This is a genomic window from Arthrobacter saudimassiliensis (assembly GCF_059090665.1).
Window position 1 is genome coordinate 1359719 of sequence record NZ_JBNHFX010000001.1, and the last position, 12092, is coordinate 1371810.

General features: G+C 70.0%; 10 protein-coding genes. 2 read left to right on the forward strand and 8 right to left on the reverse strand.

What is annotated here, in order from left to right; translation table 11 throughout:
• Positions 1–76: 76 nt before the first annotated feature.
• On the reverse strand, positions 77–1390 hold the full coding sequence (locus tag AC5RV6_RS06360; protein WP_494006426.1) for a uracil-xanthine permease family protein: 1314 nt from the start codon (positions 1388–1390) through the stop codon (positions 77–79).
• A gap of 146 nt (positions 1391–1536) precedes the next feature.
• Here AC5RV6_RS06360 and AC5RV6_RS06365 point away from each other — a divergent pair, with 146 nt between their 5' ends.
• Together AC5RV6_RS06365 and AC5RV6_RS06370 are read left to right on the forward strand one after the other, a co-directional pair.
• Positions 1537–2409 (forward strand): SDR family NAD(P)-dependent oxidoreductase, encoded by an 873-nt coding sequence (locus AC5RV6_RS06365; RefSeq protein WP_494006427.1) that lies wholly within the window; start codon positions 1537–1539, stop codon positions 2407–2409.
• Positions 2406–3791: an aldehyde dehydrogenase family protein gene (locus AC5RV6_RS06370; RefSeq protein WP_494006428.1), complete on the forward strand. Its 1386-nt coding sequence runs from the start codon at positions 2406–2408 to the stop codon at positions 3789–3791. Before AC5RV6_RS06365 ends, AC5RV6_RS06370 begins: the two co-directional genes overlap by 4 nt.
• Positions 3792–3871: 80 nt before the next feature.
• On the opposite strand, the gene pgm is transcribed toward AC5RV6_RS06370, so the two are convergent.
• The 7 genes from pgm to AC5RV6_RS06405 form a co-directional block, all read right to left on the reverse strand.
• Positions 3872–5503 carry a phosphoglucomutase (alpha-D-glucose-1,6-bisphosphate-dependent) gene (gene pgm, locus AC5RV6_RS06375; protein ID WP_494006429.1) on the reverse strand — a complete coding sequence of 544 codons (1632 nt, stop codon included), beginning with the start codon at positions 5501–5503 and terminating at the stop codon, positions 3872–3874.
• An 89-nt stretch (positions 5504–5592) separates the two neighbouring features.
• Positions 5593–6381 (reverse strand): ABC transporter ATP-binding protein, encoded by a 789-nt coding sequence (locus tag AC5RV6_RS06380; RefSeq protein ID WP_494006430.1) that lies wholly within the window; start codon positions 6379–6381, stop codon positions 5593–5595.
• 15 nt (positions 6382–6396) lie between these two features.
• The gene (locus AC5RV6_RS06385; protein WP_494006431.1) at positions 6397–7296 is read right to left on the reverse strand and encodes an ABC transporter permease; all 900 of its coding nucleotides are present in this window, start codon (positions 7294–7296) and stop codon (positions 6397–6399) included.
• Between the two features lie 39 nt (positions 7297–7335).
• Positions 7336–8334, reverse strand: coding sequence for an ABC transporter substrate-binding protein (locus AC5RV6_RS06390; RefSeq protein WP_494006432.1), 999 nt, complete (start codon positions 8332–8334; stop codon positions 7336–7338).
• Between the two features lie 358 nt (positions 8335–8692).
• Positions 8693–8896 carry a hypothetical protein gene (locus AC5RV6_RS06395; RefSeq protein WP_494006433.1) on the reverse strand — a complete coding sequence of 68 codons (204 nt, stop codon included), beginning with the start codon at positions 8894–8896 and terminating at the stop codon, positions 8693–8695.
• Positions 8897–8983: 87 nt separating this feature from the next.
• On the reverse strand, positions 8984–10447 hold the full coding sequence (locus AC5RV6_RS06400; RefSeq protein ID WP_494006434.1) for a peptide MFS transporter: 1464 nt from the start codon (positions 10445–10447) through the stop codon (positions 8984–8986).
• Positions 10448–10563: 116 nt separating this feature from the next.
• Positions 10564–12018 (reverse strand): amidase, encoded by a 1455-nt coding sequence (locus AC5RV6_RS06405; RefSeq protein ID WP_494006435.1) that lies wholly within the window; start codon positions 12016–12018, stop codon positions 10564–10566.
• Positions 12019–12092: the final 74 nt, after the last annotated feature.

Consider the following 12092-nt stretch of genomic DNA (forward strand, 5'->3'; position numbering starts at 1 on the left):
GGCCACCTCCAGTGACGTGGCGGCGCGGAGCTCCGGGCTCCGCACGGTGCCAGCCAGTCTAGGCGCGGCGGAGGGCTCAGCCCAGCTTGCTCGGCCTGGCGCCGGTGTCCTCCTGCGGATCTTCCGGGTCGGTGCCGCGCCAGCGGGCGATGGCCGCCATGCCGTGGTAGATGATCAGCGTTGCGGCGGTGCCCAGGGCAATGCCCTCGAACTGCAGCCCGCCCACGGTCCACGTGAAGTTGGCGATGCCGATGATCAGGGCCACGCCCGCCACGGACAGGTTGATCGGATTGGAGAAGTTCACCCGGTTGTCCACCCAGATGCGCACGCCGAGGATGCCGATCATGCCGTAGAGCACGACGGCGGCCCCGCCCAGCACGCCGCCGGGCACGGTGGCGATCAGGGCACCGAACTTGGGAAACAGGCTGAGCAGGATGGCGATGATGCCGGCCACCCAGTACGCGGCGGTGGAGTACACGCGCGAGGCGGCCATGACGCCGATGTTTTCCGCATAGGTGGTGGTGGCCGAGCCGCCGCCGGCTCCGGCAAGCACGGTGGCCACGCCGTCGGCCATCAGCGCCCGCCCGGCGTAGGGATCCAGGTCCCGGTTGGTCATGGTGGCCACGGACTTTACGTGGCCGATGTTCTCGGCGACCAGGACGAACACCACGGGCACGAACAGGCCGATGACCGACCAGTGGAAGGTGGGCGTCTGGAACTCCGGCAGCCCGAACCAGGCGGCCTCGGAGATGGCGGAGAAGTCCACTTCGCCCTGCGCCACGGCGGCGGCATAGCCGGCCAGCACCCCGACCAGGATGGACAGCCGGCCCAGGATGCCGCGGAACAGGACCGTGCACAGCAGCACGACGACCACGGTGATCAGGCCGGTCAGCGGACCCTTTTCAAAGTTGTCCCTCGCCGAGGGCGCGAGGTTGAGCCCGATCAGCGCCACGATGGTGCCGGTCACCACCGGGGGCATCAGCACCTGGATCCAGCGGGCACCGGCCTTCTGGACCGCCAGGCCGACCAGGAACAGGGCGGCACCGGCCATGATGATGCCGCCGAGGGCCCCGGCCATGCCGTAGCTGCCCTGGGCGGCGGCGATCGGGGCGATGAACGCGAAGCTGGAGCCCAGGTAGCTGGGCACCTTCCCGGCGGTGATGATCAGGAACAGCAGCGTGCCGATGCCGGAGAACAGCAGCGTCGTCGACGGCGGGAACCCGGTGAGCAGGGGCACCAGGAAGGTGGCGCCGAACATGGCGACCACGTGCTGCGCGCCGATGCTGAAGGTCAGCGGCCAGCTGAGGCGCTCCTCGGGGGCCACGATCTCGCCCGGCTTCACCGTCCGGCCGTCGCCGTGAACCTGCCAAGCCGTGCCGAATCTGCTCAAGGGAGTGCCTTCCGGGAAGGGTGGGGAATGATCAACGCCGACCGGACGGCCGCGCCCGGGATGCTACGTTGCATACCGTCAGCAGTTTAAGCCTTTTGTCGGGCCCGGCCGCCTGTTTTACGGCCCGCCCGGAGAGCAGGAGCAGGATGAGCATCTCCGCCGCAGGACGCACCGTCCTCATCACCGGCGCCGCCATGGGCATGGGGCGCCTGTACGCCGAACGGGCCGTGCGGGAGGGGGCGGCCGCCGTCGTCCTCTGGGACCGCGACGAAAAGACGCTCCTTCAGGCCGCGGAACAGCTGCGCGCCCTGGGAAGCACCGCCGTCCATCCCTACGCGGTGGACGTGGCCGACCGGGAGGAAGCGGCGGCCGCCGCCGCGCAGGTCCTTGCGGAGGCCGGTGCGCCGGACATCCTGATCAACAACGCCGGGATCGTGCGCGGAAAGTACTTCTGGGAGCACGCCCCCGAGGCGGACATCGAGGCGACCATGAAGGTCAACATCCTGGCCCCCATGCACATCACCCGGGCCTTCCTGCCGCACATGATCGACCGGCGCACCCCGGCGCGCATCCTCAACGTCGCCAGCGCCTCCGGCACCCTGTCCGTGCCCAAGATGAGCGTCTACACCGCCTCCAAATGGGCCATGATCGGCTGGAGCGACTCCCTGCGGCTGGAACTGGCCGAAGCCGGGCACGGCCACGTCCAGGTCACCACCCTCATTCCCAGCTACATCAAGACCGGCATGTTCGAGGGCGCCCGCGGGCCGCTGCTCACTCCGCTGATGGAACCGCAGTACGTCGTGGACAAGGCCTGGGCCGCCATGCTGGCCGGGAAGGCCCGTGTCCAGCTGCCCTGGACGGTCTTCCTCTCCGGTGCCCTGCGCGGACTGCTGCCGCAGCCGGCCTGGGACATCGTGGCCGGAAAGGTCTTCAAGGTCTACCAGTCGATGGACCACTTCACCGGCCGGCCCTCCTCCGCCGACGCCGGCACCGCAGACTCCCGCGGGGCGCTCAGGTGAGCCCCGCCGTCCAGGTCTCCGTGCCGGAGGCCGTCGCCGCCGTGCGGGCCGCGTACGACGACGGCCGCACCCGCCCGCTGGACTGGCGCCGCCGCCAGCTGCAGGGCCTGGTCAGGATGGTCACCGAACGGGAGGAGGACTTCAACGCCGCGCTGAAGCAGGACCTCGGCAAGAACCCCCTGGAGGGCTACCTCACCGAGCTGTCCATCACCCGGGCCGAGGCGGAGCACGCCCTGAAGAACCTCTCCGCCTGGTCCCGGCCCCGACGGGTGCCCGTGCCGCTGGGGCTGCAGCCGGCCGCCGCGAAAACCGAGCCGCAGCCGCTGGGCGTGGCCCTGATCATCGGGCCGTGGAACTATCCGGTGCAGCTGATCCTCGCGCCGCTGGTCGGGGCGCTCGCCGCCGGCAACGCGGCGGTGCTCAAGCCGAGCGAAATGGCCCCGGCCTCGTCCGCCGCGCTGGCCCGGCTGGTGCCGCAGTACCTCGACCCGGACGCCGTCGCCGTCGTCGAAGGGGGCGCGGACACCAGCAGCGCCCTGCTGAAGGAGCGCTTCGACACGATTTTCTTCACCGGCGGCGAGCGGGTGGGCCGGATCGTGCTGCAGGCCGCGGCCGAGCACCTGACCCCGGTGACCCTGGAGCTGGGCGGCAAGTCACCCGCCGTCGTGCTGGACGGGCAGATGCCGGCGGTCGCCCGGCGGCTGATGTACGGAAAGCTGTTGAACGCCGGGCAGACCTGCGTTGCCCCGGACTACGTGCTCGTCACCGGGGACGCCGCTCCCGAGCTGGAAAAGCAGCTGGCAAAGGCGGCGCGCAGCCTTTTCGGTGCGGACCCCTCGCGCAGCCCGGATTACGGACGGATCGTCAACGAGGACCACTTTGACCGGCTGGTGGCCCTGATGGAGGGCGGCACGGTGCTCACCGGCGGCCGGCACGACCGGGCCGAGCGGTACATCGAGCCGACCGTGCTCACCGGCGTCGATCCCTCCGCGCCGGTCATGCAGGAGGAGATCTTCGGACCGATCCTGCCCGTGCTGCGGGTGGCGGACCTCGACGAGGCGATGGCGTTCATCAACGCCCGGCCCACCCCGCTGTCCGCGTACCTGTACAGCAACTCGACCGCCGCCCGCGCCCGGTTCGAGCAGGGGGTGCGCGCCGGCAGCATCAGCCACAACGCCAGCACCGTGCACCTGGCCGTCCCGGAGCTGCCCTTCGGCGGCGCCGGAGCCAGCGGCACCGGCGCCTACCACGGCCGCCGTTCCTTCGAAACCTTCAGCCAGCTGCGTCCCGTGTTCACCAAGAACACCCTGCTGGACACCCTGCGCGTGGCGTACCCGCCCTACAACGGGCTCAAGAAGCGGCTGCTGCGCCGCCTGCTCTGAGCCGGCGGGACAGCGCCGGCCCGGACAGAGGCGGCCCGGCCCCCGAAGGGAGCCGGGCCGCCGTCCGGTCGGGACCGGGGTCAGGAAATGACCGAGTCGACGATCGCCTTTGCCTCGGACTGCACGGCCTTGAGGTGCTCGATGCCCTTGAAGGACTCGGCGTAGATCTTGTACACGTCTTCGGTGCCCGAGGGCCGGGCCGCGAACCAGGCGTTCTCGGTGGTCACCTTCAGCCCGCCGATCGGGGCGCCGTTGCCGGGGGCCTCGGTCAGCCGGGCGGTGATCTCCTCGCCGGCCAGGGTGGTGGCGGTGACGTCGGACGGCGAGAGCTTGGCCAGGGCGGCCTTCTGCTCCCGGGTGGCCGCCGCGTCGACCCGCTCGTACACCGGATCGCCGAAGCGGTCGGTCAGTTCGCGGTAGTGCTGCGAGGGGGTCCGGCCCGTCACCGCGGTGATCTCCGAGGCGAGCAGGGCCAGCAGGATGCCGTCCTTGTCGGTGCTCCACGGGCGGGCGTCCTTGCGCAGGAAGGAGGCGCCGGCGGATTCCTCGCCGCCGAAGCCCACCTCGCCGGAGAGCAGCCCGGGCACGAACCACTTGAACCCCACCGGCACCTCGAGCAGGGTCCGGCCAAGGTCGGCGGTGACCCGGTCGATGATCGAGGAGGACACCATCGTCTTGCCCACCATGGCGTCCGCGGACCAGCCCGGCCGGTTGGCGTAGAGGTAGCGGATGGCGGCGGCCAGGTAGTGGTTGGGGTTCATCAGCCCGGCGTCGGGGGTGACGATGCCGTGCCGGTCGGCGTCGGCGTCGTTGCCGGTGGCGATGTCGTAGCTGCCCGCGCGGGAGATCAGCGACGCCATCGCGTTCGCCGAGGAGGGGTCCATGCGGATCTTGCCGTCCCAGTCCAGGGTCATGAAGCCCCATTGCGGATCCACCTCGGGGTTGACCACGTCCAGGTTCAGCCCGTACTTCTCGCCGATCGCGGCCCAGTAGTCCACCGACGCGCCGCCCAGCGGATCGGCGCCGATGTGCAGGCCGGAGGCGGCGACGGCGTCGAGGTCCAGGGCCGACCCGAGGTCATCCACGTAGGCGCCCAGGAAGTCGTAGGTGCCCACCGAATCGGCCAGCCGCGCCTCGCCCAGCGGAACCCGCTTCACGCCGCGCAGGCCGTCCTCGAGCAGCTCGTTGGCGCGCCCGGCGATCCAGTTGGTGATGTCGGAGCCGGCCGGGCCGCCCGACGGCGGGTTGTACTTGAACCCGCCGTCGGAGGGCGGGTTGTGCGAGGGCGTGATGATGATGCCGTCGGCCTGGTCGGTGCGGTCGGCGTTGTGCACCAGGATCGCGTGGCTCAGGGCCGGCGTCGGCACGAACCGGTTGCGCGCGTCGATCTGCACCTCGACGCCGTTGCCGGCCAGGACCTCGAGGGCGGTGTTCTGCGCCGGCTCGGACAGGGCGTGGGTGTCCCGCCCCATGAACAGCGGGCCGGTGATGCCCTGGCCCGCCCGGTATTCCACGATCGCCTGGGTGATGGCGGCAATGTGCCGCTCGTTGAAGGAACCGTTCAGGGAGGTGCCCCGGTGCCCCGACGTGCCGAACGCCACCCGCTGCGCCGGATCGGCGAGGTCGGGCGCGACGTCGTAATAGGCGTCCAGCAGGGCGCTGACATCGATGAGGTCTGAGGACTGGGCCGGGGTTCCTGCGCGATTAGACATGGTCCCAAGCATGCCAAAGAAAAGCGGCGGACGGCAGGTGGGCCGTTTCCGGCCCGCCTGCCGTCCGCCGGCGGCAACGATGCGTGCGGCTACTGCAGCAGCGTGCGGTCGTCCAGCCCGCCCTTGATCTTCTCGAACTCGTGCAGCAGGTCCGGCACGGTCATGCCGGCCTTCTGCGACGCGTCCAGGTCCAGGATGATCCGCCCCTCGTGCATCATGATCAGGCGGTTGCCCAGGTCCAGCGCCTGCTGCATGTTGTGCGTCACCATCAGGGTGGTGAGCCGGTGCCGGGCCACGATCTCGCCGGTCAGCCGGGACACCAGCGCCGCGCGCTGCGGATCCAGGGCCGCGGTGTGCTCGTCCAGCAGCAGGATCTTCGGCTCGCTGAACGTGGCCATCAGCAGGGACAAAGCCTGCCGCTGCCCGCCCGAGAGCAGGCCCACCTTGGCCTTGAGCCGCTTTTCCAGGCCCAGCTCCAGGGAGGTGAGCTCCTCGCAGAAGATCTCCCGCTTCCTGGCCGACACCCCGAAGCCCAGCCCGCGGCGCTTGCCGCGCTCCCAGGCAATCGACATGTTCTGCTCAATGGTCATCTGCGGCGACGTGCCCGCCATCGGATCCTGGAAGACCCGGCCGATGAAGCGGGCCCGCTGGAAGTCCTGCAGCCGGGTGACGTCCTGGCCGTCGATCCGCACGCTGCCGGCGTCCGGACGGAGCTTGCCGGACACCATGTTCAGCAGCGTGGACTTGCCGGCGCCGTTGCTGCCGATCACGGTGATGAAGTCGCCGGCCGCCAGGTCCAGGGAAATCCCGTCCAGCGCCACCCGCTCGTTCACCGTGCCGGCGAAGAAGGTCTTCTTGATGTTCTCGATCTTCAGCATGTGCTAAGCCCCTTCCTAGCTCGCCACGGTCACGTTGGATTTGCGCACCGAGCGCAGCGCCGGAAGCTTCCGGAACAGTTTCCACTGCGGCAGCACCAGGGCCAGGACCACGAGGATCGCGGAGATCAGCTTCATGTCGGAGGGGTTGAAGCCCACCTGCAGGGCCAGCGCGATGACGATGCGGTAGATGATCGAGCCCAGGATCACCGCCAGGGTGGAGATGATGATGACCCGGCTGCCGAAGATCGCCTGCCCGATGATCACCGAGGCCAGGCCGACCAGGATCAGGCCGATGCCCATGCCGATGTCCGCGAAGCCCTGGTACTGGGCGATGAAGGCGCCGCAGAGGGCGACGAACCCGTTGGACAGGGCCAGGCCGAGGATCTTCATCGAATCGGTGCTGACCCCGAAGCTGCGGATCATTTCCTCGTTGTCGCCGGTGGCCTGCATGGCCAGGCCGAGGTCGGTGTGCAGGAACCAGTCCAGGAAGAGCTTCACCAGCAGGGCGATCAGCGCGAAGATCGCGATCGACACCGCCCCGCCCAGCCAGCCGTTTTCCCGCAGCGGGGTGATCAGGGTCTCCTCGCGCAGCAGGGGCAGGTTGGCCTTGCCCATGATGCGCAGGTTGATCGAATACAGCGCGATCATGGTCAGGATGCCGGCCAGGAGGCCGTTGATCTTGCCCTTGGTGTGAAGCAGGCCGGTAACGCAGCCGGCCACGAGGCCGGCGCCGAAGGCCGCGGCCGTGGCTGCCAGGGGCGGAGCCCCGTTGATGATCATGATGGCCGCCACGGCCGCACCCGTCGTGAAGCTGCCGTCCACGGTCAGGTCCGGGAAATCCAGGATGCGGAAGGTGAGATAGACGCCCAGGGCCATCACCGCATAGATGAGCCCCAGTTCAACTGCTGTGATCATGGAAGATCCGTTTCCTTTGGTGCGTTCGGCAGGTAGCTGTTACTCGATGACCTTGTCGGCCTTGTCGAGCATCTCCTGCGACAGTTCGACGCCCAGGCGCTCGGCGGCGGACTTGTTGATGATCAGCTGGATCTCCTCCAGGGTCTCCACCGGCATCTCGGCCGGGTCGGCGCCGTCCTCGAGGACCTTCAGCGCCATGAGGCCGGTCTGGTAGCCCAGGGACTCGTAGTCGAGGCCGTAGGTGGCCACGCCGCCGTTCTCCACGGAGTCACCTTCGCCCACGACGACGGGAAGCTGCTTCGCCTCGGCGATCTGGATCACGGTCTGCAGGGCGGAGACGACGTTGTTGTCGGTGGGGATGTAGAGCGCGTCGACATCCAGGGACTCGGTGGCCTGCTGCACTTCGGCGGAGTTGCTGACCGTGGCCAGCTTGAGCTCGAGGCCGAGTTCCTTGGCGGCCTCCTCGGCCAGCTCGACCTGGACCTCGGAGTTCACCTCGCCGGAGCTGTACACGATGCCGACGCTCTTGGCGTCCGGATCCAGTTCCTTGATCAGGCCCAGCTGCTCCGCAACCGGGTTCAGGTCGGAGGTGCCGGTGACGTTCGCCCCGGGTGCGTCCCAGGAGGTCACCAGGCCGGCGACCTCGGGCTCGGTGACCGCGGTGAACAGGACCGGGATGTCGGGGATCGCCTGAGCGGCAGCCTGGGCGGCCGGCGTCGCGATGGCCAGGACCAGGTCCTTGCCGTCGGCGGCGAAGGCGGAGGCGATGGTGGTGGCGGTCGCCTGGTCGGCCTGGGCGTTCTGCACGTCCAGTTCGAGGTTCTCGCCCTCGGTGTAGCCGTTTTCCTCCAGGGCGCGCACAAAGCCCTCGCGGGCGGCGTCGAGGGAGGGGTGCTCCACCAGCTGGGAGATGCCGATGCTGATGCTCTCCGGGCCGCCTTCGCTGCTGCCCTCGGCCGCGGTGTCGCCGCCGCAGGCGGTCGCCGTCAGCGCAACGCCCAGAAGCAGCGCCCCCAGTGCTCCAGTCCTCTTGTTCATGTGTGCCCTTTCAGCGCAGCCGTGCGCGCGGTGCTGCGGCGCACGGAAGACCCGTTGTGGTGGCCGGTGCATCCTGGCCGTGCGGAGCCGGCGGGACCACTTTGTCCTCGCCGCATCCGGGAGCCTTCGGACCGGTCTACCGATAGTAGCTGTGAGCGCAGTCACATTGTCTAACAGGTCGGCTCATGAATGGACAATTCACCAGCCATCGCCGGGCGCAGGGAACGATTCGTCGCACTGGAGCCATGGGGGAGGACGTGCTGTCCAATCCCGCCAACAGGTTCGGGACGTAATAAACCGGGGGAAACGCGAAGGGTGCGGCACCCCTCTCGGGGTGCCGCACCCTGTGGCCGGTCAGTCAGGCGGAGCGTTCCGGTGAGCCGGCCGCTCCGGCGCCGTCCTCCTCGGCGTTGGAGCCTTCGCTGATGCTTGCGTGCACATCGGTCCGCTCGTCGGCGTGGCCCTGATCCCCCGTGGGGGTGGGGCCGACGTCCGCGCCGCCCCGGATGAGGTTCTCCGCCGCGTTGCCGATCGGGTTGTCGGTGCTGTCGTTGCCGCCCATGGGCCGCCTCCTCGCATCTGGTGGCCGGGCCGGGAAGCGCCCGGCCCGGAGTGCGAAGAGTTTATCAGCAGGCTTATGGCCCGGGGACTACTGGATGCCCTTCATCAGGCGCCGGATGAAGGGGGAGGCGGCTGCCAGCGCCACGCCCAGCACGATTGCGGTGATGCCGCTGAAGGCGAAGTAGCTGACCTCGGTCTCCACGCTGTAGAAGCCGGCCAGCCAGCCGGCCAGGGTGGTGCCCAGCGAAACGCTGAGGAAGAACAGGGCCACCATCTGCGTGCGGAACGCCTCGGGGGCCAGCTTGGTCGCCACCGACAGGCCGATCGGGGACAGGAACAGCTCCGCGAGCGTGAACAGCAGCAGGATGAACGCCAGGCCCAGCAGCGGGGTGCTGGCGGGGCCGCCGCCGGAGAAGGGGATGAAGGCCAGGAAGGCCACGCCCATCAGGGCCAGGCCCACGGCGAACTTCAGCGGGGAGGAGGGCTGGCGGGAACCGAGCTTCTTCCACAGGGCGGCCAGGACACCGGCGAAGATGATGATGAACACCGGGTTGATGGACTGCACCCAGCTCGGGGGCATCTCCCAGCCGAAGATGGTGCGGTTCAGCTGCGTATCGGCGTACAGGGCCACCACGGTGAACTGCTGCTGGAACAGGGCCCAGAAGGCGGCGCTGGCGATGAACAGCGGCATGAAGGAGTAGACCCGGCTCCGCTCCTCGGCGCTCACCTTGCGGCTGCGCAGGATCACCACGAAGTAGGCCACGGACGCGACGACGGCGGCCCCGGCCATCACGGGGGCAAGGTTTTCGGCAGTGACCAGGCCGGTCAGGAACGCCAGGGCAATGACCACGACGGCGGCGGCGGCAATGCCGGCCACCTTCGGGAACTCACGCCGCGGCAGCGGGTTGATGACCGCGTGTGCCGTTTCCGGCAGCCGGCGGCGGGTCAGCGCGTACTGGGTCAGGCCGATGGCCATGCCCGCGGCAGCAAGCCCGAAGCCGAAGTGGAAGCCCCAGTTCTTCTGCGCGAGGCCGGTCAGCAGGGGGCCGGCAAGGCCGCCGATGTTGATGCCCATGTAGAAGATGGAGAAGCCGGCGTCGCGGCGGGTGTCCTGGCGGGTGTACAGGGTTCCCACCAGGGCGGTGGCGTTGGCCTTGAGCCCGCCGGAGCCGAAGGCCACCAGGACCAGGCCGACGGCCAGGCCGACGACGCCGGGCAGCACGGCCAGGGAAACGTGGCCGGCCATGATGAGGACGGCGGAGTAGAACAGCACTTTCTCGCTGCCAAGCATCCGGTCCGCCAGCCAGCCGCCCAGGATGGTGGAGAGGTAGACCGCGCCGCCGTAGGCGCCCACCAGGCTCAAGGCGGTGCCCTGGTCGATGCCCAGGCCGCCGTCGGCGGTGGAGTAGTACATGTAGTAGGCCAGGATGCCCTGCATGCCGTAGAACGAGAATCGCTCCCACAGCTCCACGCTGAAGAGGTTTGCCAGCATCCGGGGGTGGCCCAGGAAGGTCTTGTTATCCGCCGTGGGGCGCGTTGGCGTTGCGGTCATCCGTCCATGGTCGCACCGGGATTATGTCCGCTTTCGGGCCCGCGTGCCGGTGTGGCCCGGCGTGGCGGGCCCACCGGCGCGCCGCAGGTGAGGAATCTCATACCGAAACCGGGCGGCTAGGCCGAAAACGGCTCCGGCGGGCCCTCGATGTAGTTTCCGGCGGCCTCCAGCTGTGCGGCCACCGCCAGCAGCGACGCCTCCGCCCCGGGGCGGCCGATCAGCTGCACGCCCATCGGCAGCCCGGCGGCCGTGCGGTGCACCGGCAGGCTCACGGCCGGCAGGCCGCACACGTTCACCAACGAGGTGAAGGGGGAGTATAGGCACTGGCGCGCATAATCCTCATCGGCGTCGGTGCCGTACCAGCCGATCGGCCGCGGTTCCATGGCCAGGGTCGGCGTCAGGATCATGTCCCAGCCGCTGAAGGCCCGGATCGTGTCCTCCTCGAAGCGGCGGAGGACGTCGACGGCGTCGGCCAGGTCCGCCGCCGAGCGCTGCAGGGCACGCCGGCGCATGACGGCGGTCAGCGGGAACAGGTCCTCCTCCCGGCCCGGGGCCAGCGGCAGGTTCGCCAGCGCCGCGGTCCAGACCAGCCCGAAGGCGTCGGGATACCGCTCGTCATAGGCGACTGCCGCTTCATCCACCATGTGTCCCGCGGCGCTGAGCGCCGCCTCGCCCGCCCGCAGCGCATCCAGGGCCTCGTCCGCCAGCCGGATGTCCAGCCGGGAGGCGAACGGCGACGCCGTGCTCACTCCGATCCGGTACCGGCCCTCGGCGCGCAGGGCCGCAGAGAGATAGGGCCCGTGGTTCCGGCCCGTGGCCCGGCCGCCCAGCTGGGGGTCCGGCGGCGCCGCGGTCGCCCGGTGCAGCGGTTCGTCGACCAGCGCATCGAGCATCAGCGCGGCGTCCGCGGCCGTGCGGGCCAGCGGCCCGGCAACGACGAACTGGCCCAGGTCGGCCAGGCCGGATCCGGACGAAACCCTGCCGCGCGAGGGCTTGAGGCCGATGATGCCGGTGGCCGCGGCCGGAATGCGGATCGAGCCGCCGCCGTCGGTTCCCGGCGCGAACGGCAGCAGGCCGGCCGCCACGGCTGCGGCGCTGCCCCCGGAGGAACCGCCCGGGCTGCGGTCCGTGGCGTAGGGGTTGCGGGCCGGCGGGCCCACCAGGTTTTCGCTGTAGCTGCTCAGCCCGAACTCGGGGACCTGGGTCTTGCCGAGGCTGATGGCTCCGGCCCGCCGCAGCACGGCCGGCAGCGGGGCGTCGGCCGCGGGCACCCACGCGTCCACCGCGGCGCTGCCCATGGTGGTCGGCACGCCGGCGACGTCGGTGAGGTCCTTGTGGGCCAGCGGCAGGCCGTGCAGGGGCGGCAGCTCCCCGCCGGCGGCACGCCGGGCGTCGGCCGCACGCGCCGCGGTGAGTGCAGCCTCCGGCGTCACCCGCAGGAAGGCTCCGAGCGCGGGATTCAGTTCGGCGATGCGGGCCAGGAAATGCTCGGCCGTTTCGACGGCGCCCACCCGGCCGGCGGCGAGCTCGTCACGGAGCTGGAGGGCGGTCAGGCGGTGGAGTTCAGCCATGGCGGCCTTTCTGTGCCTGCGGCGGTGAGGGCCGGAGCGGGCGGGGCACGTCACCGTTGTTCCTGGCCGCCCCC

Bases quoted from the DNA above. Each gene is read 5' to 3' on its own strand.
- AC5RV6_RS06395 (WP_494006433.1), bottom strand. From the start codon at position 8,896: ATGGGCGGCAACGACAGCACCGACAACCCGATCGGCAACGCGGCGGAG.
- AC5RV6_RS06380 (WP_494006430.1), bottom strand. From the start codon at position 6,381: ATGCTGAAGATCGAGAACATCAAGAAGACCTTCTTCGCCGGCACGGTG.
- AC5RV6_RS06365 (WP_494006427.1), top strand. From the start codon at position 1,537: ATGAGCATCTCCGCCGCAGGACGCACCGTCCTCATCACCGGCGCCGCC.
- AC5RV6_RS06390 (WP_494006432.1), bottom strand. From the start codon at position 8,334: ATGAACAAGAGGACTGGAGCACTGGGGGCGCTGCTTCTGGGCGTTGCG.
- pgm (WP_494006429.1), bottom strand. From the start codon at position 5,503: ATGTCTAATCGCGCAGGAACCCCGGCCCAGTCCTCAGACCTCATCGAT.
- AC5RV6_RS06405 (WP_494006435.1), bottom strand. From the start codon at position 12,018: ATGGCTGAACTCCACCGCCTGACCGCCCTCCAGCTCCGTGACGAGCTC.
- AC5RV6_RS06385 (WP_494006431.1), bottom strand. From the start codon at position 7,296: ATGATCACAGCAGTTGAACTGGGGCTCATCTATGCGGTGATGGCCCTG.
- AC5RV6_RS06400 (WP_494006434.1), bottom strand. From the start codon at position 10,447: ATGACCGCAACGCCAACGCGCCCCACGGCGGATAACAAGACCTTCCTG.